We start from the raw sequence: 21,146 nt of genomic DNA, 5'->3' as shown, positions 1-21,146 counted from the left end.
GCCGCCATGGCGCGGCGCTTTTTGCGTTTCTATGGGACGAGGCTAGGATATAATTGATCAATCAACAAGATATTTGTATGGCGGGCGTACGGTTTGGGTAGTGGTGGTCTTGATGCCGTCCGGTCGGCGACAGCGGGCGATTGACTTGGGCCGCCGGTCCCGACATGGCCGATGCCATGGGCCGTCGCACCGAAACCGGACTGGATCGCGATGCCGTGGTGGCGGCGGCGTTCGCCGTGGTGGCGGAGGCAGGCCTGGACGGCTTGTCGATGCGTCGCCTAGCCGATCGATTGGCGGTACAGGCGCCCGCGCTCTACTGGCATATCGGTGACAAGGCCGAGTTGATCGGCCTGATGTCGCACCGCATCTATGGCGAGGCTCTGGGCGCGATCAGGCCATGTTCGGACTGGCGCGGATGGCTGATCGCCTTTGGCCGGTCGTTGCGGCGGGCGATGACCGCGCATCGCGACGGCGCGCGCATCTGCGCCAATGGCCGCCCCCAGGATGCGCGCAGTACGGACGAACGGGCGGAGGCGATCGCCCGGCCGCTGACCCTGCTGGGACTGGCCCGCGCCGATGCGCTGCATGTCCAGGCGTCGGTCATTTCGCTGGTGCTGGGCTGGTCGGCCTTTGCGAACAATGGGCCGATGCATGATTTCCTGGACGATATGATGGATTTCGACGCGAGCTTCGAGATCGGGTTGCAGGCGCTGGTGCGCGGCTATCGCGTGGACGGCCGCACGACGGATTGACATGTCGCTAATTTGTTGATTACTCAACAACCAGAAGAGCGGTCGTCAGAAATCCGCTTGTCCCTGGGGAGCGACGCCGTGACATCTTTCCCGATCCAGATCTTTATCGGCGCGCAGAGGGCGCGGGGCGTGCACATCATGATGCTGGCGATCTGCACGCCGGTCATGTTCATCGATGGGCTGGACATCTTCATGGGAGGTGCGAACGGCCTGTTCACCGAGATCCGTTCCACCCGTGCCAAAGGTTGACCCTGTCATGAACGCGCCCTCCCCCTTTTCGCCCGACACGCTTGCCGCGCTGGAGGCCGATCTGGCCGCCAAGCCGCGCCAGTTGTTCATCGACGGCGCCTTTGTCGATGCGGCGTCGGGTGAGACGTTCGATGTCGAGAATCCGGCGACCGGCGGGAATTTCGCGCTTGTCGCGAGCGGCGGCGCGGAGGATATCGACCGCGCGGTGATGGCGGCGCGGCGGGCGTTCGACCGATGGGCGGCGACCCCGCCCAACCAGCGTGCTCGCCTGCTCATGAAACTGGCCGATTTGATCGAAGCGCAGGGCGAGGTCATCGCGCTGACCGAGACGCTGGACAATGGGATGCCGTTCATGATGGCGAAATTCGCCGGAGTCATGGGGGCGGCCGACCAATTGCGTTACAATGCGGGCTGGGCGACGAAGATCACGGGCGAGACGATGGACCTGTCCTGGCCCGGCGAATGGCAGGCCATGTCGCTGCGCGAACCGATCGGCGTGGTGGGCGCGATCGTGCCGTGGAACTTCCCCTTCGTCATGGCGGTGGCGAAGATCGCGCCCGCGCTGGCGGCGGGGTGCACGGTGGTGCTGAAACCGGCCGAACAGACGCCGCTGACCGCCGCCAAGCTGGGCGACTTGATCGCGCAGGCGGGGTTCCCCGAGGGCGTCGTGAATATCGTGACCGGCTATGGCGCGACCGCCGGGGCGGCGCTGGTCGATCATGCGGGCGTGGACAAGGTCAGCTTTACGGGATCGACCATGGTGGGCAAGGGGATCGTCCGGGCATCCACCGGCAATTTGAAGCGCGTGACGCTGGAACTGGGCGGCAAGTCGCCGACCTTCATCTTCGACGATGCCGATCTGGGCAAGGCGATACCGGCCGCCGCCATGGGCATATTCGGCAATGCGGGCCAGGTCTGCGCGGCGGGGTCGCGCCTTTATGTGCATGAAAAGCATTTCGATCAGGTGGTGGAGGCCATTGCCCAGCGCGCCCGCACGCTGAAGGTCGGATCGGGCTTGACGCCGGGGATGGAGATGGGGCCGCTGGTCAGTGCCAGGCAGCGCGATCGCGTGCTCGATTATGTCGGCAGCGGGGCGGCGCAAGGGGCGACCGTCAGCATGGGCGGTGCGGCGATCGATGGCGATGGCTATTTCGTCCAGCCCACCGTGCTGACGCAGACGCAGCCGGACATGAAGGTGGTGCAGGAGGAGATTTTCGGACCGGTGCTGTGCGCGATGCGCTTTGGCGATGAGGATATCGAGCGGATCGCGCAGTCGGCCAACGCCACCGACTATGGCCTGTCGTCGGGCATCTGGACGCAGAATCTGTCCAACGCCCTGCGCCTGGCCAAGCGGATCAAGGCGGGGACGGTGCGGATCAATGGCGGCTTTGGCGTCGATCCGGCGATGCCGCTGGGCGGGTTCAAACAGTCGGGCTGGGGCCGCGAAAATGGCCGTGCGGGGGTGGAGGCCTATACCGAGTTGAAGGCGGTGACGATCGGGCTTTGATGGGCTTGTGCTGAGTAAGGGTTGAGCGAAGTCGAGAAACGAGGCCAAGCCGAGTTCAGCCAAGCTGAACACGGACGCTGCGCTATAGGCTTCTCGACTGCGCTCGAAGCGAACGGATTAAGGTGAGTGCGTCCGGGGGTCTTCCTGCGGCGGGGGCGTCTTGCCCAGGATCATGTCGGCGGCTTTTTCCGCGACCATGATGGTCGGCGCGTTGGTGTTGCCGCCCGGGACCGTGGGCATGATCGACGCATCGACCACGCGCAGGCCGGTGATGCCATGGACCCGCAGGTACGGATCGACCACGCTCATCACGCTATGGCCCATGGAACAGGTGCCGACCGGATGCTGGGTGACCCCGGCAGTTGCGCGGATATGCGCATCGAGCGCTTCGTCGCTCTGCCTGTCCGCACCGGGCAGCAATTCGCTGCCGATCAGGTCCGCCTGCGGCTGGGTGGCGTAGATGCGGCGGGCGATGCGGATGCCGTCGCGCGCGGTGCGCAGGTCGGCGGGATCGGCGAAATTGTTGAGCGTAATCGCGGGATAGTCGGCCGGATCGGCGGATTTCAGCCGCACATGGCCGCGGCTGTTGGGATGGAGCAGGATGACGTCCGCCGTCACCTGATCCTCCTGCCGCTTGCGGTAGCCGGGGAACCAGATTTGCGCGTCCATGCGAACCGGATTGCACCAAAGCTGGATGTCCGGCTGGTCGAGATCGGGGCGGGTTTTCAGGATCGGATTGGCGCTGTTCACCTGATTGGAGAAAGCCCCCTTCCCCGTCAGCCACCAGCGCGCGACCGAAAGGGCGACTTTGTCGCCGCGAAGTTGGTTGAGGAAGCTGATGCGCTTCTTCAATGTGAAATGCACCGGCACGCGGGGGTGTTCGGAGAGGTTGCGACCGACGCCGGGCAGGTCATGCGCCACCGTGATGCCGTGGGCGCGCAATTCGTCCGCCGGGCCGATACCCGACAGCATGAGCAGTTGCGGCGAATTATAAGCGCCGCCGGACAGGATCACTTCGCGCTTAGCCTGGACGATGGTGCGAACGCCGTCCCGGTCATATTCCACGCCGGTGGCACGCTTGCCGTCCAGCAGGACGCGGCGGGTCAGGGCGCCGGTCACGACGGTGAGGTTCGAGCGCGCCAAGGCGGGTTGCAGATAGGCCCGCGCGGTGCTCGCACGGCGGCCCTGGGCGTCGATGGTGAGTTCGCCGCGCGCGAAGCCTTCCTCGACCGGGCCATTGATATTGTCGGTCGTGGCGAAGCCCGCCGCCCTGGCCGTCGCCATCAGAGGCTCATGCAGCCGGTGCGCGGTTTCGACCGGTACGACGCTCAGCGGTCCCTGGTCGCCATGATAGGGACCGGCGCCACGCCAGCTTGTTTCCATCCGCTTGAAATAGGGCAGGACATCGGCGTAGCTCCACCCTTCGCAGCCCATCTGCCGCCAAATGTCATAGTCCCGGCTGTGGCCACGCATGTAGAACATGCCGTTGATCGATGACGATCCGCCCAGCACTCGCCCGCGCGGCAGGGGCAGTTTGCGACCGTCCATATGCGGTTCCGGTTCCGACCAGAAGCCCCAGGTGAAGCGCGGCTGGAATAGCGCGCGCATGAAGCCCAACGGCATGGTCAGCAGGAATTTGCGATGATCGCCGCCTGCCTCGATCAAAAGGACGCGGTTGGCGGGATCTTCGCTGAGGCGGGCGGCAAGCACGCAGCCCGCCGATCCCGCTCCTACGATCACATAGTCGAATGTCTGGGCTTGGCTCATGTGATCTTGAACAGCGCCTCGGCATTGGTCTGGAAGAATTTCTTCTTGGTGGCGAGCGGCATGTCCATATTGTCGAGCGCGACCACTTCCTCGACCGGGCATTGATAGGGGAAGTCCATGGCATAAAGCACGCGGTCTTCGCCGATCACGCTTTGCGCGAACTTGATCGCCGGTTCCCAGGCGACGCCGCTATTGGTGATGTGAAAATTCTCCTTGAGATAGTTGGAGACTTTTTCCTTCTTGAGCGGCTTCATGCTTTCGTAGCGTCCGGTGCTGACGCCGGCGCGATGCATGAAGTCGAGCCGGTACATCCAGTAGGGCAGCGCTTCGCCCATATGGCCGATGACGATCTGCAATTTGGGATAGCGATCCAGCACGCCCGACGTGATGATGCGCAGGGCGTGCATCCCGGTTTCGACGCCGAAACCGAAGATCGCGCCGTCCAGGCCCGCCTCCAGCATGGGGCCGATCATGGCGGCGGGCGGCGTGTTGGGGTGGATGTAGATGGGCGCGTCCATCGCCTCGGCCGCTTCGAGCACTTCGGCGAATTTGGGATTGTCGAGATATTCGCCCAATATATGGCTGTTGATGATGACGGCGTTGAGGCCCAGCTTCGTCACCGCGCGCTCTATCTCCTTCGCCGCGCGCCTGGGGTCTTGCGGGGCGCAGGCGGCCATGCCGCTCAGCCGGTCGGGATATTTTTGGATGGCGTCGTAGAGCCGATCGTTAGCCGTTTCCGCGACCATGGTCGCCCGGTCGGGATCGCGCAGCGCGTTGGTGGCGGGCGCGGTCAGCGCCAATACCTGCCGGTCGATGCCGCGCGCGTCCATCTCCGCGATCCGCTCGTCGCCCAGTTCCAGCAGCTTTTGCGCGATATATTGCGGGCGCGGCGCGGGGTGATCGAGGTAGAAGCCGATCAGGCTCTGGAAGCCGGGATCGACATCGGGCGCATCCAGTTCGTCGCGGAAGGCGGCGGTAAGTTCGGGCGTGGAAAAGGCTTCTTCGGTCGCGATGCGTAGATAGCCCTGCGCGCCGCCGTTTTTTGGGGTTGCCGTGGTTTCGGTCATGATATCGCTTTCACGCTTGATGGATGGCTTTGGTGACGAGGCAGGCGGCGACCCCTTCCGGCCCGTCTTCGGAGCCGTGGCCGCTTTCCTTGACCCCCTGGAACGGGCTGTCGGCGGCAGCGATCATCGTCGTGTTGATGCCGACCATGCCGCTGTCCAGCGCATCGGCGATCAGGTTTGCCTGCCGCCCATTTTCCGTGAAGGCGAAGGCGGCGAGGCCAAAGGGCAGACGGTTCGCCTGCTCCACCACCTCGTCAAAGGTCGAGAAGCGGGCGGTGACGATGACGGGGCCGAACGGCTCTTCGTTCATGATCCGCGCATCGGCGGGCACATCGGCCAGGACGGTGGGCTGGAAGAAAAAACCGGCCTGGTCCAGCCGTTCGCCCCCGGTCATCGTCCGCGCGCCATGGCGCAGGGCATCGGCGACCATCGCCTCAATCGCATCGGGGCGGCGGGGGTTGGCCATCGGTCCCATGGCGCTCCCCGCCGCCAGCCCGTTGCCGACGCTGATCCGGCCGATCCGTTCGGACAGGGCGGCGACGAAGCGGTCGTGGATCGCATCCTGCACATAGAAGCGGGTCGGCGACACGCACACTTGCCCGGCATTGCGGAACTTGGCGGTGGCGAGGATGTCGACCGCCCGGTCGATATCCGCGTCGTCGAAGATGATGACGGGCGCATGGCCGCCTAATTCCATCGTCGTGACCTTCATCGTGTCGGCGGCAAGGCGCATCAGATGCTTGCCCACCGCCGTGGAGCCGGTGAAGCTGACCTTGCGCGGAATCGGGCTGGCGAGCAGGTGGCGGGACACGACGTCAGGGATACCGAACACCAGTTGCGCCACGCCCGGCGGCAGGCCCGCATCGAGCAGCGACTGCAGGATCGCCATGGCCGATGCCGGGGTTTCCTCGGCCGGTTTCAGGATTACCGAACAACCCGCCGCGATCGGTGCGCCCAGCTTGCGACCGGGATTGCCGATCGGGAAGTTCCAGGGGGCGAAGGCGGCGACCGGTCCCACCGGCACCTTCATCACCATCGATCGCTGGCCGGTCGGGCGGACGAGCAGCCGCCCGTAGAGGCGCTGCGCTTCGCCGGCGTAGAAATCGAACAGGCTGGCGACGACCTGCACCTCTATCCGGGTTTCCAGCAGCGTCTTGCCTTCCTCCCGCGTCGCGTTGACGGCGATCTGATCGGTACGTTCGCGCAACAGGCGGGCAGCGCCGCTCAGCACCTTGGCGCGTTCGGCCCCCGTCGAATGTTTCCACTGGCGAAAGCCCGCTTCGGAGGCGGCCAGCGCCCGGTCCAGGTCGGCGGTGTCGGCCAGCGGCAATTCGCCCAGCGTGTCGCCCGTCGCCGGATTGACGACGCGATGAGTGCAACGCGCGCCTGCGTCCAGCCATTGCCCGTCAATGTGCAATTTCAGCGCAGGATAGGCAATGTCCTGGCCAGCCAGATCGGTCATTGAACGTCCTTGAATAGATGGGTCACGCGGAAGGCGCCGCAGGATATCCGCTGCTGTGCAGGGCGAAATGCTCATGAAATATCGCTATCGATCCGGCGCGCCTGCACGTGCGACCCGACGATGACATGGCTGCCCCTTACTTCCTCGCCGTCTATCGCGGCGGCAAAGACGTTGATAGCTCAACAATATCAGCCGCACAAGATCATTGAGGAATCACGGCAGCAGATTTTGCTTCGGCCGGGCGATCGCCGATGCCGGTCCCGGGCTGGCCGACGCCGTTTGACCGCCGCCCGATTGCGTGTAGATCAGCGAAGAGAGAGGCGCGCGCGCGACAGGCGATAGCGACTTCGTCCTCGTGCCCATGTGCCAGAGTGGAGAGCCGTTTGAGCGCCGACGATAAGGAACCCGCCATGGATCAGGAGCGGCTGGACGGCTGGAAACTGGACGGGCTGGATTTTCCTTCCTTTCGCATGTCGCTGGTCGCCAAGGTCATGGACCGGCTGACCATCCGCGAACTGTCCGCCATTACCAACCTGCCGATCGCCGAATGGCGCGTGCTCAGCCGTCTGGCGCTGGCGCCCAAAGGGCTGACCGTGCGCCAGATCGCGATGAAAGCGTGGGTCGATCGGGCGGAGGTGAGCCGGGCGGCCACCTCGCTGGAGAAGCAGGGGCTGGTCGGGCGGCGCGACAATCCGGCCGATCGCCGGGCGCCCATCATGTTCATCACGCCTGCGGGCGAGGGCGTCTATGGCCCGTTGATGGCGCATCGCACGGCATTCCATGCGCGCGTGATGCAGTCGCTGACGGCGGAGGAAAGCGAGCTGCTGGACGAATTGCTGCGCAAGCTGGCGGCCGACCTGCTGGCGATGACGGAGGAGGCCGTCCGATGACCGGCTGTGTCGGCGATCAGGGCTGCAACAGGTCGGCGCCATAGGAGCGCGCGCGAGGCGCAGCCCTTGCGGCGACGCGCTGGGAATGAATGCGGAACTCGTCCGGCGTTTCTCGGACGACGCCACACCTGACAGTCCATCATCGCGTTTCACAACATTGCCGCTCGGTCAAAACATGTGGCGTGGGAACCGCAAGGACGTTGCGGGGCTTCCCTATCAGGCGCGCGACAATGAAGGACTGAACATGGCGGACGAAGCCGAACCCATCGACTATAGCGGATCGTCCGGCGGATGGGGATCGGTGCGTGGCATCGTGCAGACCATGGCGCGCGAGATGGCGTCGCCCGGCGCGCTGAAGACGTTGCGGACGCAGAACAAGCCCGGCGGGTTCATGTGTACCAGCTGCGCTTGGGGGAAGCCCAAACATCCTCATGCTTTCGAATTTTGCGAAAATGGCGCGAAGGCGACCTTGTGGGAATTGACGACGCGGCGCTGCACGCCCGATTTCTTTGCCAAGCACAGCGTCACCGAACTGCGCGGCTGGAACGATCATGATCTGGAGCATGAGGGTCGGCTGACCGAGCCGATGCGCTATGACGCGGCCAGCGACCATTATGTGCCATGTAGCTGGGACGAGGCCTTTGCCGCCATCGGTGCAGAGTTGCGGGCGATCGATCCGAAGTCGGCGGTCTTTTACGCGTCCGGGCGGGCGAGTCTGGAGACGTCCTATCTCTATGCGCTGTTCGCGCGGCTTTACGGGCATAACAACCTGCCCGACAGTTCCAACATGTGCCACGAAACGACGTCGGTGACGCTCAAGCAGTTGATCGGATCGCCGGTCGGCACCTGCACGCTGGACGATTTCGAGCAGTGCGACGCGATCTTCTTTTTCGGGCAGAATACCGGGACCAACAGCCCGCGCTTCCTGCACCCCTTGCAGGAGGCGGTGAAGCGGGGGTGCAAGGTCGTGACCTTCAACCCCATCCGCGAAAAGGGGCTGATCGCCTTTACCAATCCGCAAAACCCGACCGAGATGTTGACGGGCAAGGATACGCAGATCAGTTGCCAATATCTTCAGGTGCGCGCCGGGGGCGACATCGCTGCGATCATGGGGCTGTGCAAATATGTGCTGGCACAGGATGACGCGCGCGGCGGGACGATCATCGACCGGGCGTTCATAGATGCGCACTGCACCGGGTTCGAGGCGTTTCGCGCGCGGGCCGACGCAACGTCGTGGGCGCGGATCGAGCAGGAATCCGGCTTGAGCCGCACGGACATCGAGGAAGCGGGCCGCGTCTATGTCGACGCGGAGCGGGTCATCGGCGTCTATGGCATGGGCCTGACGCAGCATGTGCATGGCTTCGAGAATATCGCGATGTTGCTCAATCTGCTGCTGATGCGCGGCCATATCGGGCGGTCGGGCGCGGGCATATGCCCGGTGCGCGGGCATAGCAATGTGCAAGGCCAGCGGACGGTCGGCATTTCCGAAAAGCCCGAACTGGTGCCGTTGGACAAGTTGGCCGAGCAGTTCGGCTTCGATCCGCCGCGCGACCATGGCATGACGACGGTGAAGGTATGCGAAGGGCTGCTGGACGGCACGGTGCAGGCGTTCATTGGGCTGGGCGGCAATTTCCTGCGCGCGATCCCCGATCAGGGGCGGATCGAGCCGGTGTGGGAGCGCATGCGGTTGACGGTGCAGATCGCTACCAAGCTCAATCGCAACCATCTGTTCAACGGCAAGACCGCCTATCTACTTCCATGCCTGGGCCGCAGCGAGGAGGATATGCAGGCCGGCGGCGCGCAGACGGTGACGATCGAGGATAGTTTCAGCCATATTCACGGGTCGATCGGGCATAGAAAGCCCGCGAGCGAACATCTGAAATCCGAACTGGCGATCGTGGCCGGGATTGCCAAGGCCACGCTGACGCCCAATCCCAAGGTGCGGTGGGACGATTGGACGGGCGACTATGCGCTGGTCCGCGATCTGATCGCCGAGACCTATCATGAAGAATTTCACGACATGAATGCGCGGATGTTCGAGCCAGGCGGCTTTTACCGCGGCAATGGCGCGCGCGAACGCATCTGGAAGACCAAGAGTGGCAAGGCGCAGTTCACCGCGCCGGATATGCTGGCGGCCACCGATGTTGCCGATGCGGAGGGACGCTATCGGTTGGTCACGGTGCGGTCCAACGATCAGTTCAATACGACCATCTATGGCTATAGCGACCGGTTACGCGGGATCGAGGGCAAGCGGGACGTGATCCTGATCAATCCGGCCGATATAGACCGGGCCGGGCTGGTCGCGGGACAGCGGGTTTCGCTGGTGGGCGATGCGGATGATGGCCATGTGCGGCGGATCGACCGGCTGGAAATCGTGCCCTATGACCTGCCCGATGGAACGATCGTGGGCTATTATCCCGAACTCAATCCGCTGATCGCTTTGTGGCATCATGACCAGCATTCGAAGACGCCGGCCAGCAAAGCGGTGCCTGTTCGGATCGATGCGACGGGTTGAACTAGAATGCGGGAACTGCGTGAGGGCTTCCTAAGCTACAGGCTTGCCTATCTCTGTACCCTACACACGACGGCATGTATCTCACACTCGGGAATTTTCCCGTACTGCTCCCACGTTTTAACGGGGCTGCAGGCAAATATCAACGAACACGAGTGATTGACTGCAACCCAAATAACCGCAGAAGCCCGCGCCTTACGGTGCTTGTCTATGAACACTGAGGGATGGGTAAATGGCGGAGCGGCAGGGATTCGAACCCTGGATACGCTTTTGGCGTATACTCACTTTCCAGGCGAGCGCCTTCGACCACTCGGCCACCGCTCCGCATGAACCCGGCAGTCGCTGTAAGCGGCTTTGATCGGGTTCCAATTTCAATCGCACTGGAAGGCGGCTCCCTATCGCGGCGCGCGCGGGGTGGCAAGGGGGGATGGCGCTGGGCTTTACTTTATCGCGCCGCCCCTGTTTGATCGGGGCATGAACCGTCTTTTCGCGCTTGCGCTTTTCGCTGCCTTCCTCACCGCCCCGGCCTTGGCCGCCGACGCGCCGACCACGCCGTCGGCTGTGGTCGCGCAGGCGCCCGCCTCCGCCTGGCGCGCCATTCCCGCCGACGAGTTGCTGGTCATGACGGTCGAAGGCGGCCAGCGCATCGTCATCCAGTTGTCGCCGACCTTTTCGCCGCGCCATGTCGCCAATATCGTGGCGTTGGCGAAAGCGCATTGGTGGGACGGCACCAGCATCAACCGGGTGCAGGATAATTATGTCGTGCAATGGGGCGATGCGACCGAGAAGAAGCCGATGCCGCCCGGCCTGACGCCGACCAGTCCGGCCGATTATGCGCTGCCGCTGGCGAACCGGCGGCTGGCGATCACGCCCCTGCCCTATGCCGATCCCTATGCGCCTTCCATCGGCTTCGTCGGCGGCTGGCCGGTGGCGATGGACGGGTCGTCGGCCTGGCTGCCGCATTGCTATGGCTATGTCGGCGTGGGGCGCAACATGTCGCCCAATGCCGGGACGGGCGCGGAACTCTATGCCGTGATCGGCCAGGCGCCGCGGCAGCTCGACCGCAATATCGCGGTGGTCGGCCGGGTGATCGACGGCATGGCGCATCTGTCCAGCCTGCCGCGCGGAACGGGTGATTTGGGTTTCTACACGCCAACCGAGCATCAGGTGCCGATCCTGACGGTCCGCCTGGCCAGCGAACTGCCGACGGCTGAGCAACCGCGTTTTCAGGTGATGGACACAGCGTCGGCCAGCTTCGCCGACTATCTGCGCCTGCGCGCCAATCGGAAGGATGATTTCTATGATCGCCCCGTCGGCGGCGTGGACCTGTGCAATGCACCGGTGCCGGTCCGGGCCGCGCCCTGACGCAACGCCTTCGACTACCCAAAGGGGAACCTTCCTGCGACAGCCTGCGCTATGATCGCATCATAGCGCGACCCGATCGCGCACCCCGATTAGGAGAGACAGGATGATCGTCGGCACCGTCAAGGAGATCAAGAATCACGAATATCGCGTCGGCCTGACGCCCGAGAGCGTGCATGAACTGACCGCGCACGGCCATCGCGTGCTGGTAGAGAGCGGCGCGGGCGACGGGATCGGGGCGAGCGACGCGCTGTATGAAAAGGCAGGGGCGCTCATCGTCGCCACCGCCGCCGCCATCTTCGCCGACGCTGAGATGATCGTGAAGGTTAAGGAGCCGCAGCCGCAGGAGCGCGCGATGCTGCGCCCGGGCCAGATCCTCTATACCTATCTCCACCTTGCCCCCGACCCCGATCAGACCCGCGACCTGATCGCATCGGGCGCGACGTGCATCGCCTATGAAACCGTGACCGACGATCATGGCGGCCTGCCACTTCTCAAGCCCATGAGCCAGGTCGCGGGTCGCATGGCGATCCAGGCGGGGGCGACCGCGCTGGAAAAGGCGCATGGCGGGCGCGGCGTGTTGCTGGGCGGCGTACCCGGGGTGCTGCCCGCCAAGGTGGCGGTGATCGGCGGCGGCGTCGTGGGCTTCAACGCGGCGCAGATGGCGGCGGGTCTGGGCGCGGACGTGACTATATTGGATCGCAGCCCCGAAGTGCTGGAGAGACTGGGCATGTATTTCGAGGCGCGGGCCAAGACGCGCTTTTCCAACCGCGCCAATGTGGCCGAATGCGTGGCCGACGCCGACCTGGTGATCGGCGCGGTGCTGATCCCCGGGGCCGCCGCCCCCAAGTTGGTCAGCGCCGCCATGCTGGGCACGATGAAGAAGGGCGCGGTGCTGGTCGATGTCGCGATCGACCAGGGCGGTTGTTTCGAAACCAGCCACGCGACCACTCATGCGGACCCGACCTATATCGTCAATGGCATCGTCCATTATTGCGTGGCGAACATGCCCGGCGCAGTCGCGCGCACCAGCACCTATGCGCTCAACAATGTCACGCTGCCTCATGCGCTGCACATCGCCGAACGGGGATGGAAGGACGCGCTGCGCCGTGATCCCCATCTGCGCGCGGGGCTGAACGTGTGGGACGGCAAGGTGACCTATCAGGCGGTCGCGGACGATCTCGGCCTGCCCTACACGGCGGCGGAAGAAGCCATAGCCTGACCGGCCATCGGGGGTTTCGCCGACCGACGCCGCCCATCAGGCATGGACAGGTCCGGCGAATTTGTTCTCCCATGCACCCGGTTTGGCAGATGAGGCTTGCGGGTTCCGGGACGTCGTTCGTCTAGGGGAACAAGGGGGACATGACGACATGCCCCCCATGCAGCTTGATTTCGCCGAAGAGAGGCATGGTCTAACGTCATGGTCGATTTCCCCATTTTCGCCGCCTGGATCCATAAAGGCGAAGGCAGCAACATGCCCGCTGGCCGCACCGGACAGGAAGGCACGCGGTGATGCACGGCGATGTCATGACCTGGCTCATCCCCCTGGTTTCCATGCTCGCCGCCGGTCTGCTCGCGGGCTTTGCCGCGGGCATTTTCGGCATTGGCGGCGGTTTCGTGGTCGTGCCTGCGCTGCTGGTGGTGCTGCCGCTGTTAGGCGGTACGCATGAGGCGATCGCCCATGTCGCGATCGGCACGTCGGCCGCGACCATCATCGTCACCTCGATCCGTTCATTGTTGGCCCACGCCAAGCGCGGCGCGGTGGAGTTCGAAGTGCTGCGCGCCTGGGCGCCCTGGATCGTGCTGGGCTGCGGCGCGGGCGTGATGCTCGCGGGGCATGTCGACGGCAATACGCTCAAGATGATCTTCGCCACCGGCGTCGGCCTCATGTCGCTCAACTTCCTGTTGCCCAGCGTCAGCGGCAAGGTGGTCAGCGACACCATGCCGTCGGGCATCGTGCGCATGGGCATCGCCGGGGGGCTTGGCACCTTCTCCTCCCTGCTTGGCATCGGCGGCGGCGTGATCGCGATCATGGTCATGACCCTGTGCGGCCGCACCATCCACCGCGCGATCGCCACGGCTTCGGGCATCGGCACGCTGATCGCCATTCCCACCACAATCGGCTTTGCGATCATCGGTTTCAAGGAAGGCGGTCTGCCCTGGGGGTCGCTGGGCTATATCAACATTCCCGCGACGGTCGCGATCGCATCCATGTCGATGTTGACCGCACCGCTGGGCGTCGCTGCGGCACACAGCCTGCCGGCCGGGCCGCTCAAGAAGATTTTCGGCATCTATCTGATCATCATCTCCGTCATCATGTTCCGCGCCGGTCTGCACGGCTAACCGCCCGCTTCCCGACACGCCGTTCAGGGCCGCCAGCGACACGCTTTAACAGGCTTTGTCACTGGCGGCCTTTCTGCTTATCTGCGAGCGGGGGACCATGATGGCGCAAGCAGACGCGATTTCGATATTGCTGGTCGAGGACGACGAAGCGGCGCGCACCAATATCGCCGCAATCCTGACAGGCGCGGGCATGGTGGTGGAACAGGCGATCGACGGCGCCACCGGCCTCAACCGGGCGGGCGGTGGCAGCCACGACGTCATTATCCTGGACCGGATGTTGCCGCATCTGTCCGGCATCGACATCGTCACCCGCCTGCGCGTGGCGGGCATAGGTGCACCCGTGCTGATGCTGTCGGCGCTTGGCCGCAGCGAACATCGGGTCGAGGGGCTGGAGGGCGGCGTGGACGATTACCTCGCCAAGCCGTTCGAACCCGACGAACTGGTCGCCCGCGTCCGCGCCCTGTGGCGGCGGGCCAGCAGGCGCAGTCATGAGCCGGTGCTGCTGTTCGGCGATCTGGAATGCCATGTGAAGGCGCGCACCGCCTTTCGCCAGGGCAAGCACCTGCCGCTGTCGCCGAAGGAATTTGAACTGTTCCGTTATCTGATGGACCACGCAGGCGAAGTGGTGACGCGCGAAATGCTGCTGCGTCAGGTCTGGAAATTGAGTTTCGACCCGCAGACCAACGTCGTTGACGTCAATGTCGGGCGCTTGCGCCGCAAGCTGGAGGACGGGTTCACCGGCCCGGTCCTGGAAACCGTATGGGGCACCGGCTATCGGTTGATCGCCGCGACAGGATCGGGGCGTGCCTAGATCCGGCCTGTTCCGTTCGGTCTTCGGGCGGGTCACTCTGTCGGCGCTGCTGGTCAGTTTACTTTCCACGCTGGCCCTGTTCCTGGTGGTGGAAAAGATCGTGGCCGACGATGGCCGGGCCATGCTGGCGCGGGAGGTCGATACCGATCTTGCCGGACTGGCCGACATCTACCTGAGCAGTGACGAGGGTGAATTGAAGGCGCGGATCGCCGATCGCCTGGCGATGAACCGAGAGGATGGCGAACGCAGCTGGTATCTGCTGACCGATCCGATGGGACGCCGCCTGGCTGGCAATCTCGATCGCTGGCCGATCATCGCGTCCGAAGTCTCCGAAGCCCGTTTCGTCACCCTGCCCGATGGCGACCGCATGTTCGCCCGCGCGACGCAATTGGGCACCGGCGCCCGCCTGCTGGTGGGGCGCAGCAGCTATCGTGGGGAGGCGCTATTGACCCGGCTCGCCACGGCCTTTGCCGTTGCTGGCGCAGGCATCGCGCTGCTCAGCCTGGTCGCGGGCCATTTCGCCGCCCGCCGCCTGCGCGCGCGTGTGGAGGTGGTGAACGCCACCTTCGCCGCCGTGCGCGCCGGGCGGATCGCGGCCCGCACGCCGGGCGCGGGCGACCATGACGAACTGGCCGAACTGGCCGCCAACACCAACAGCATGCTCGATCAGGTCGAGCGGTTGATGGAGGCGCAGCGGACGGTGTCGGACCAGACCGCGCATGAAATCCGCACTCCGCTGATGCATCTGGACACGCGTATCCTCAAGGCGATGGAAAGCACGAGCGACGAGGCGCTGCTGCGCACGCTGGAGCAGTCGCGGGCGGAAATCCGCGGTGTCGTGCGCCTGCTCGATTCGCTGCTCGACATTGCGGGGACGCAGGCGATGCGCGGCGACCTGCGCGGCCTTGCCGAAGTGGATTTGAGCGATATCGCCGAAAGCCTGGCAGACCTTTATGGCGCCAGCGCAGAGGAATTGGGCATCGGTTTCCATGCGCGGATCGCGCCAGGGGTCCGTGGCCGGGCCGACCCCATGGAAATGACGCGCCTCATGTCCAACCTGCTCGACAATGCGTTCAAATATGTGCCGTGCGGCGGATCGGTGGTGCTGGAAATGGCGCATGGCCCGCGCATCGTCGTGCAGGATGACGGTCCCGGCATCCCCTCCGCCGATCGGGAGCGGGTGTTCGAACGCTATGTCCGGCTTGACGGCGCGCGTGGCGGTGGGCATGGCCTTGGCCTGTCGCTCGCCAGGGCGATTGCGGAGCGGCACGACTTGTCGCTGCATGTGGAGGATGCTGCGCCCGGCGCGCGGTTCGTCCTCCAGCCGGAGGAACGGGATGATTAGGCTGTTTTTGCCGGGGTTGCTGCTTGTCGCAGGACCGGCCGTGACGGCGACCGATCTGCCGCCCGCCGACCCGGTGCTGCGCACATTAGTGGCAGGCGACATCGCGCAGGATGCGGGCGATAATGCCGCCTTGCTCGATAGCGCGCAGCTGCTCAAAGACTTGGGCGCCAAACCTGCCGAAGGGCAGGACGACCTAGCCGCATCATGGACGCAACAGGCGCAGGATCACGGGCTGACCAAATCCGCGCTGGCCTTTCGCGGCCGGGCGCTGGGTCCGGCCTATCGTCGCGGGTCGCTCGGTGCGCGTGGCAGCATGACGGTACGGCAATTATTCTTCGCCGGACAGCGCGCGCAAATATCGGTCGCGCCTGCACATGGCGCGGCCAAGCTGTCGATGCGGGTCCAGGGCGCGGACGGCAATACGCTATGCGCCAAACCGATCGGCGGTAGCCAAGCGGACTGCGCCTGGCTGCCGCTTTTTACCGATCGCTACGACATCGTGATCGAAAATAGCGGCTCGGTGCCCGCAGCCTTCTATCTGGTCGTTCGATAGCCGCAGGTCATGCGCATCAGGCGGTAGCAATATCCGCGTCGCGCGCCGCCAGTTCGCCGCTCTGGCGAGCCTTGCGACCATAGACCGCTTCGAACAGCGGGGTCGCCATCACCGTGGTCACGATCGCCATCAACACCAGCATGGAAAACAGGGTCGGGCCGATAATCCCTTTTTGCAGCCCGATGTTGATGATGATCAATTCCATCAGTCCGCGCGCGTTCATCAGGGCGCCGATACCAAGGGCCGTGCGGTTATCTTCGCCCGTCAGCCGGGCAGCGGCATAACAGGCGCCGAACTTGGCCAGGATCGACACGATGAGGATCGCGCCTGCGATCAACAGCAGACCGACCGAATTGACCATGTCCATCCGCGTGTTGAGACCCGAATAGGTGAAGAACATCGGCAGCAGCAGAACGACGGCGATCGGCTCCACTTTCTGCTGCAATTCCGTCACGAACCGCCCGCGCGGCATACATACGCCGATCAGGAAACCGCCGAAGATGGCATGAATGCCGATCGCATCCATCAGGAAGGCGGACAGGCAGAATAGCAGCATCGTAATCGCCAATATCTGCCTGCTCATCGCGCCGCGCTTCTCGACGGCCTGGCCCAGCGGCGCCAACAGCCTGCGGCCGAACAGTAGCATGAACGCGGCATAGAGGATCGCGCCGCCGATCGCGATCACGGCAACGCCCGCCCCGGCTCCGAAGGTCGCCAGCACGATCGCGAGGACACACCAGGATGCCGCGTCGTCAAACGCACCAGCCGTCAGCGTCAAGGTTCCCAGTGCCGAATTCGCCAAGCCATTTTCGTTGATGATGCGGGCCAGCATCGGAAACGCCGTCAACGCGATGCACGCGCCCATGAACAGCGTAGCGTTCGCCTGACTGATCCCCGGGGTGAAAAGGCCGGGCATGTCGATCAGGGTCGGCGTGATCAGGGCTGCAAGCAGGAACGGCACGGCGATCCCTGCCATGGAGACGGCGGCGGCGCTGCTGGCCTTCGATTGGAAATGATCGAGACGCAGCGTCAGGCCGACCATGAACATATATAGCCCCACGCCCAGCTGCGCGCCGACATACAGCATATTGCGCGTATCCTTGGGGAAGATCGCATTTTGCAGTTCGGGGAAGAACAGGCCCAGCAGCGAAGGACCGAGCAGGACGCCCGCCACCATTTCGCCGACGACCTGCGGCTGCTTCAGCCATTTTCGGCCAATCCAGCCTATGACCCGGCATGCGGCTATGATGACCGCCAATTGCAGGAAAAAATGGATGCTGAAATCGGACGGCGTATAGCTTTTGGCGGCCTGGAGGGGCGGACCATGCGGATTAAGCACGTCAGTCAGTGCGAGCCAGGCTTCGCTGAGCATAGTCAAAGGCTTTCCCCTCCCTGTCGGTCGCTGGCTCCCGGGCGTTCTTACGTCGCCCTTCCAACCGTCGACGACTGTCATAGCGACGCCTTACGGTAGCGCAACCATTCTCAGTCGAGGGAGGTAGTTCTGCGGCTTACGACTGCCCATCTATCGCCGTGTCGGCCCGATTATGTGGGCGTGTTCGCCAGCCGTTTATGCCGTATCATCCGGCCTCTGATCACGCGCGGCTGCTGCGGCGGCGATGAGGCTTTCGCCGGTCTTCAAGGCCGCCTCCGGCGTCATGGTGACCGCTACGCCGTCAGGGCCGTCCAGGATGACCAGCCCCTTTTCCGCATTGGCCACGCCGGCAACTGTCTGAGCCTGTGGCGGGGACGTATCATATGTCATCATCATATCTTTCAAATGGAGGAGGTCGGCACGGCAAGTCCGTCGTCGATATAAAGATAGGCAGGATCGAACTGTCCGCGCGCCGCCAGCCGTTGCGGTTCGAGGATTTCAACAAGCGACGATCGGAAGATGCAGAAGCCTTCTTCGCGCAAAGTGCGCAGCACGCGGTTCACATGGACATTGGTGAGGCCGCAGATTTCGGCGATGTCCGCCTGCGTCAAACCCAGCGCAAAGCGACGACCGTCGCTCAAGCCAGCCGAGACGAGCCGGGCGTTGGTTTCGCACAGGAAATGCGCGACACGACCGACGGCATCGAGCCGCCCGAGCCGGAACAGCCATGCGCGATGGATCGCCGCGTCGATCAATGTCGCGAACCAGAGCTTGCGGGCCATGTCCGGCATTTCGCTGACGATCGCATCCATGGCGGTATGCGGTATGATGGCGACGGTCGCCGCGGTCATCGTGCCGACGTCATGATCGAGTGTCTTGAGCGGATAGCCGTGAAGATCGATAAAATCGCCTGGCACATGCACGGCCACCAATTGCCGCAGCCCGTCGCGATCGTCGATATGGCGGGACATGATCCCTTCTATCAGCAGGATGCTTTGATGCAGCGGCTCTCCGGCGCGCACGAGCGTCGTCCGGGGCGCAAGCGTCCGCACTTCCCGGATCGCCGATTCCAGACGCGCATGTTCCCCGGCATCGAGAGCGACACCGCGTTTGTCTTTCAGGAAGCGCTCGGTAAACATGTTCAAACCCATTGGCGGATGGCGAGGTAGAATCGCCGTCCGACGTTCCAACGGTCTAGTACGCCGCCCGTTGCTTCCCGATCGCCGAAATCATGATGACGCAGGTTAAGTCTTTTCGCTTCGGGCAGCCTTGCTTATGGGTAAGCGCCCTCGGGCACACATTATGACGGCGGCTATCGAATGCCGCGTCGCCGCCACCCAGCGCATCTGAACGCAAGACGATAGTTCTCCTGCGCTCGCCGGTGCAGGTCAGGCAAAATATCGCCTTCCTACTCACCCACCATTGACCACATTATAACATTCGTTAGTATTTGGCACAAATAGTCGAGATTGCCTCGACCAAAGGCGGCGCGTCGGATCTCACGATCAGATTGCGATTGGAGAGGAATAGTGCGTGGGCGAACCGGATATCATTATCGTGGGCGGTGGATCGGCCGGTGCCGCCATGACCGGTCGGCTCGCTTCCGCCGGGCTTTCGGTCACGCTATTGGAAGCCGGTCGATCGGATCGCCATGTCAAATCCCGCATTCCCGCATTGACGAGCGCGATCGTCCAAAATCCCGATTTCGATTGGTGCTATAAGGTCGAACCCGATCCATCGATGGGCGGGCGTGCGGATGTCTGGCCCGCAGGCAAGCTGCTGGGCGGCGGCAGCGCACTGAACGGCATGATGTTCATTCGCGGCCACCAATGGGACTATGATCACTGGGCCGAACAAGGAGCGACAGGTTGGGATTATCGGTCCGTACTGCCCTATTTCCGCCGGATGGAAGATAATCAACGGGGCAGTGACAGCTGGCGTGGAACCGGCGGTCCGATCGCCGTGTCCGAAGGCCGCGCGCGATATCCGATCACGGATGCCTGGGTGGCGGCCGCACAGGATGCCGGTATTACGCGACGGGACTTGAACGGCGAATGGGCCGAGGGCGTCGATTATGTCCAGGTTTCGCAACGCAATGGCATGCGATGTTCGTCGGCGCGGGGCTATCTCGACGGCTTGAAGGGCGTCAATCGTCCCAACATCATTCTGCATGCGCAGGTGTTACGTATCCTGATCGAAGACGGTCGGGCCGTGGGCGTCCTCTATCTTCGCGATGGCGTGGAAAAAACATTGCGCGCCAAACATGGCGTGGTGCTCAGCGCCGGCGCCATGAACACGCCACGACTCTTGATGCTGTCCGGCATCGGACCGGCGGATCATCTGGCCGATGTCGGCGTACCGCTTGTCTGCGACCGGCCCGGCGTCGGGCGCAATCTGCAGGACCATGTCGGCACGCATATCGTCAATGAAGTGGACGCGGCGACGCTGAACGACGACGCGCGCGGACTGCGCGGCGCATTGTCCGTCCTGCGCTATGCGATATCCCGGCGCGGCGCATTGACCACGGCCATCGGCCATGCACAGGCTTTCGTCAAAAGCCGACCTGCATTGCCCGCTCCCAATCTTCAAATCGCCTTTGCCGCCTTCGCCTTCGATTTCGACGCGCAAGGTCGGTTGATGCTGCGCAAAAAGCCGTCGGTATCCACCCTGGTCGGGCTGATGCGCCCGGCGGGGCGTGGCCGCATCACCCTGCGTTCCGCCGATCCCATGGCACCGCCGGTCATCGCCCACCAGCAATTGCCGAATGACGACGATGTCGAGCAGATGGTAGAAGGGATCGCGATTGCGCGGGACATATTGCGCCGGTCACCAATTGCGAACCATATCGCCAGCGAGATACGACCCGGACCGGCCTTAGCTGCGGCCCCACAACTGCGCGACTATGTCAGGATGGCATCGATCCCTATGTATCATCCGGTCGGGACAGCCAAAATTGGCCAGGCCGACGACCCGATGGCGGTCGTCGATCCAGAGTTGAAAGTGATCGGATTGGACGGTCTGTGGGTCGCCGACGCCTCCATTTTCCCGTCGCTGACCGCCGGTAATACCAATGCGACGGCGATCATGGTGGGGGACAAGGGTTCGGATCACGTCCTGGCCGCGCTTCGGCTCAACAACTGACGCGCTTTTGCCA

At 63.9% G+C, this 21,146-nt stretch carries 18 protein-coding genes and 1 tRNA gene; 12 read left to right on the top strand and 7 right to left on the bottom strand.

The features are described 5' to 3' along the window. Positions 1-176 precede the first annotated feature (176 nt). The 3 genes from U5A89_RS21220 to U5A89_RS21210 all read left to right on the top strand — a co-directional run bounded on the left by U5A89_RS21220 (position 177) and on the right by U5A89_RS21210 (position 2,508). Complete coding sequence (locus U5A89_RS21220) at positions 177-752, top strand: TetR/AcrR family transcriptional regulator C-terminal domain-containing protein (RefSeq protein ID WP_338162947.1); 576 nt, start codon at positions 177-179, stop codon at positions 750-752. A gap of 78 nt (positions 753-830) precedes the next feature. Beyond that, complete coding sequence (locus U5A89_RS21215) at positions 831-1,001, top strand: hypothetical protein (RefSeq protein ID WP_338162946.1); 171 nt, start codon at positions 831-833, stop codon at positions 999-1,001. A 7-nt stretch (positions 1,002-1,008) separates the two neighbouring features. Beyond that, complete coding sequence (locus tag U5A89_RS21210) at positions 1,009-2,508, top strand: aldehyde dehydrogenase family protein (protein ID WP_338162945.1); 1,500 nt, start codon at positions 1,009-1,011, stop codon at positions 2,506-2,508. Positions 2,509-2,625: 117 nt separating this feature from the next. On the opposite strand, the gene U5A89_RS21205 is transcribed toward U5A89_RS21210, so the two are convergent. The 3 genes from U5A89_RS21205 to U5A89_RS21195 are packed head-to-tail and all read right to left on the bottom strand — an operon-like array spanning position 2,626 to position 6,804. Beyond that, positions 2,626-4,275: a GMC family oxidoreductase gene (locus U5A89_RS21205; RefSeq protein ID WP_338162944.1), complete on the bottom strand. Its 1,650-nt coding sequence runs from the start codon at positions 4,273-4,275 to the stop codon at positions 2,626-2,628. Further along, the gene (locus U5A89_RS21200; RefSeq protein WP_338162943.1) at positions 4,272-5,342 is read right to left on the bottom strand and encodes an amidohydrolase family protein; all 1,071 of its coding nucleotides are present in this window, start codon (positions 5,340-5,342) and stop codon (positions 4,272-4,274) included. The genes U5A89_RS21205 and U5A89_RS21200 overlap by 4 nt, the downstream gene beginning before the upstream one ends. A gap of 10 nt (positions 5,343-5,352) precedes the next feature. Next, positions 5,353-6,804 carry an NAD-dependent succinate-semialdehyde dehydrogenase gene (locus tag U5A89_RS21195; RefSeq protein ID WP_338162942.1) on the bottom strand — a complete coding sequence of 484 codons (1,452 nt, stop codon included), beginning with the start codon at positions 6,802-6,804 and terminating at the stop codon, positions 5,353-5,355. Positions 6,805-7,187: 383 nt separating this feature from the next. Here U5A89_RS21195 and U5A89_RS21190 point away from each other — a divergent pair, with 383 nt between their 5' ends. Both U5A89_RS21190 and U5A89_RS21185 read left to right on the top strand, forming a co-directional pair. Beyond that, positions 7,188-7,694 (top strand): MarR family transcriptional regulator, encoded by a 507-nt coding sequence (locus tag U5A89_RS21190; protein WP_338162941.1) that lies wholly within the window; start codon positions 7,188-7,190, stop codon positions 7,692-7,694. A 244-nt stretch (positions 7,695-7,938) separates the two neighbouring features. Next, positions 7,939-10,209, top strand: coding sequence for an FdhF/YdeP family oxidoreductase (locus U5A89_RS21185; protein WP_338163148.1), 2,271 nt, complete (start codon positions 7,939-7,941; stop codon positions 10,207-10,209). A 230-nt stretch (positions 10,210-10,439) separates the two neighbouring features. On the opposite strand, the gene U5A89_RS21180 is transcribed toward U5A89_RS21185, so the two are convergent. Continuing rightward, positions 10,440-10,530: transfer RNA gene (locus tag U5A89_RS21180), tRNA-Ser, on the bottom strand. A gap of 150 nt (positions 10,531-10,680) precedes the next feature. Here U5A89_RS21180 and U5A89_RS21175 point away from each other — a divergent pair. The 6 genes from U5A89_RS21175 to U5A89_RS21150 all read left to right on the top strand — a co-directional run bounded on the left by U5A89_RS21175 (position 10,681) and on the right by U5A89_RS21150 (position 16,620). Continuing rightward, entirely contained in the window at positions 10,681-11,571 is an 891-nt protein-coding gene (locus tag U5A89_RS21175) for a peptidylprolyl isomerase (RefSeq protein WP_338162940.1), read from the top strand. Positions 11,572-11,674: 103 nt separating this feature from the next. Further along, positions 11,675-12,790, top strand: a complete 1,116-nt coding sequence (gene ald / locus U5A89_RS21170) for an alanine dehydrogenase (protein ID WP_338162939.1) — start codon at positions 11,675-11,677, stop codon at positions 12,788-12,790. A 290-nt stretch (positions 12,791-13,080) separates the two neighbouring features. Next, complete coding sequence (locus tag U5A89_RS21165; RefSeq protein ID WP_338162938.1) at positions 13,081-13,911, top strand: sulfite exporter TauE/SafE family protein; 831 nt, start codon at positions 13,081-13,083, stop codon at positions 13,909-13,911. A 100-nt stretch (positions 13,912-14,011) separates the two neighbouring features. Then, on the top strand, positions 14,012-14,722 hold the full coding sequence (locus U5A89_RS21160) for a response regulator transcription factor (RefSeq protein WP_338163147.1): 711 nt from the start codon (positions 14,012-14,014) through the stop codon (positions 14,720-14,722). Beyond that, entirely contained in the window at positions 14,715-16,067 is a 1,353-nt protein-coding gene (locus tag U5A89_RS21155; protein WP_338162937.1) for a sensor histidine kinase, read from the top strand. The genes U5A89_RS21160 and U5A89_RS21155 overlap by 8 nt, the downstream gene beginning before the upstream one ends. After that, positions 16,060-16,620: a hypothetical protein gene (locus U5A89_RS21150; RefSeq protein WP_338162936.1), complete on the top strand. Its 561-nt coding sequence runs from the start codon at positions 16,060-16,062 to the stop codon at positions 16,618-16,620. The genes U5A89_RS21155 and U5A89_RS21150 overlap by 8 nt, the downstream gene beginning before the upstream one ends. Before the next feature lie 16 nt (positions 16,621-16,636). Here U5A89_RS21150 and U5A89_RS21145 read toward each other — a convergent pair whose 3' ends face one another. The 3 genes from U5A89_RS21145 to U5A89_RS21135 all read right to left on the bottom strand — a co-directional run bounded on the left by U5A89_RS21145 (position 16,637) and on the right by U5A89_RS21135 (position 19,131). After that, entirely contained in the window at positions 16,637-17,992 is a 1,356-nt protein-coding gene (locus U5A89_RS21145) for a cation:proton antiporter (protein ID WP_338163146.1), read from the bottom strand. Positions 17,993-18,187: 195 nt separating this feature from the next. Next, a complete protein-coding gene (locus U5A89_RS21140) occupies positions 18,188-18,385 on the bottom strand; it encodes a hypothetical protein (RefSeq protein WP_445190687.1) in 198 nt (65 codons plus the stop codon). An 8-nt stretch (positions 18,386-18,393) separates the two neighbouring features. Further along, complete coding sequence (locus U5A89_RS21135) at positions 18,394-19,131, bottom strand: Crp/Fnr family transcriptional regulator (protein ID WP_338163144.1); 738 nt, start codon at positions 19,129-19,131, stop codon at positions 18,394-18,396. A 394-nt stretch (positions 19,132-19,525) separates the two neighbouring features. On the opposite strand from U5A89_RS21135, the gene U5A89_RS21130 reads away from it, so the two are divergent. After that, on the top strand, positions 19,526-21,133 hold the full coding sequence (locus U5A89_RS21130; RefSeq protein ID WP_338162935.1) for a GMC family oxidoreductase: 1,608 nt from the start codon (positions 19,526-19,528) through the stop codon (positions 21,131-21,133). Positions 21,134-21,146 lie beyond the last annotated feature (13 nt).

The sequence above is a fragment of the Sphingobium sp. HWE2-09 genome (genome assembly GCF_035989265.1).
In the GTDB taxonomy this organism is placed as follows: Bacteria; Pseudomonadota; Alphaproteobacteria; order Sphingomonadales; family Sphingomonadaceae; genus Sphingobium.
This window is presented reverse-complemented; position numbering and strand designations above follow the sequence as displayed.

Coding starts and splice junctions, on each gene's coding strand:
- U5A89_RS21185 (WP_338163148.1), top strand. CDS start 7,939: ATGGCGGACGAAGCCGAACCCATCGACTATAGCGGATCGTCCGGCGGA.
- U5A89_RS21205 (WP_338162944.1), bottom strand. CDS start 4,275: ATGAGCCAAGCCCAGACATTCGACTATGTGATCGTAGGAGCGGGATCG.
- U5A89_RS21140 (WP_445190687.1), bottom strand. CDS start 18,385: ATGATGACATATGATACGTCCCCGCCACAGGCTCAGACAGTTGCCGGC.
- U5A89_RS21160 (WP_338163147.1), top strand. CDS start 14,012: ATGGCGCAAGCAGACGCGATTTCGATATTGCTGGTCGAGGACGACGAA.
- U5A89_RS21145 (WP_338163146.1), bottom strand. CDS start 17,992: ATGCTCAGCGAAGCCTGGCTCGCACTGACTGACGTGCTTAATCCGCAT.
- U5A89_RS21165 (WP_338162938.1), top strand. CDS start 13,081: ATGCACGGCGATGTCATGACCTGGCTCATCCCCCTGGTTTCCATGCTC.
- U5A89_RS21135 (WP_338163144.1), bottom strand. CDS start 19,131: ATGTTTACCGAGCGCTTCCTGAAAGACAAACGCGGTGTCGCTCTCGAT.
- U5A89_RS21200 (WP_338162943.1), bottom strand. CDS start 5,342: ATGACCGAAACCACGGCAACCCCAAAAAACGGCGGCGCGCAGGGCTAT.
- U5A89_RS21175 (WP_338162940.1), top strand. CDS start 10,681: ATGAACCGTCTTTTCGCGCTTGCGCTTTTCGCTGCCTTCCTCACCGCC.
- U5A89_RS21210 (WP_338162945.1), top strand. CDS start 1,009: ATGAACGCGCCCTCCCCCTTTTCGCCCGACACGCTTGCCGCGCTGGAG.
- U5A89_RS21220 (WP_338162947.1), top strand. CDS start 177: ATGGGCCGTCGCACCGAAACCGGACTGGATCGCGATGCCGTGGTGGCG.
- ald (WP_338162939.1), top strand. CDS start 11,675: ATGATCGTCGGCACCGTCAAGGAGATCAAGAATCACGAATATCGCGTC.
- U5A89_RS21195 (WP_338162942.1), bottom strand. CDS start 6,804: ATGACCGATCTGGCTGGCCAGGACATTGCCTATCCTGCGCTGAAATTG.
- U5A89_RS21150 (WP_338162936.1), top strand. CDS start 16,060: ATGATTAGGCTGTTTTTGCCGGGGTTGCTGCTTGTCGCAGGACCGGCC.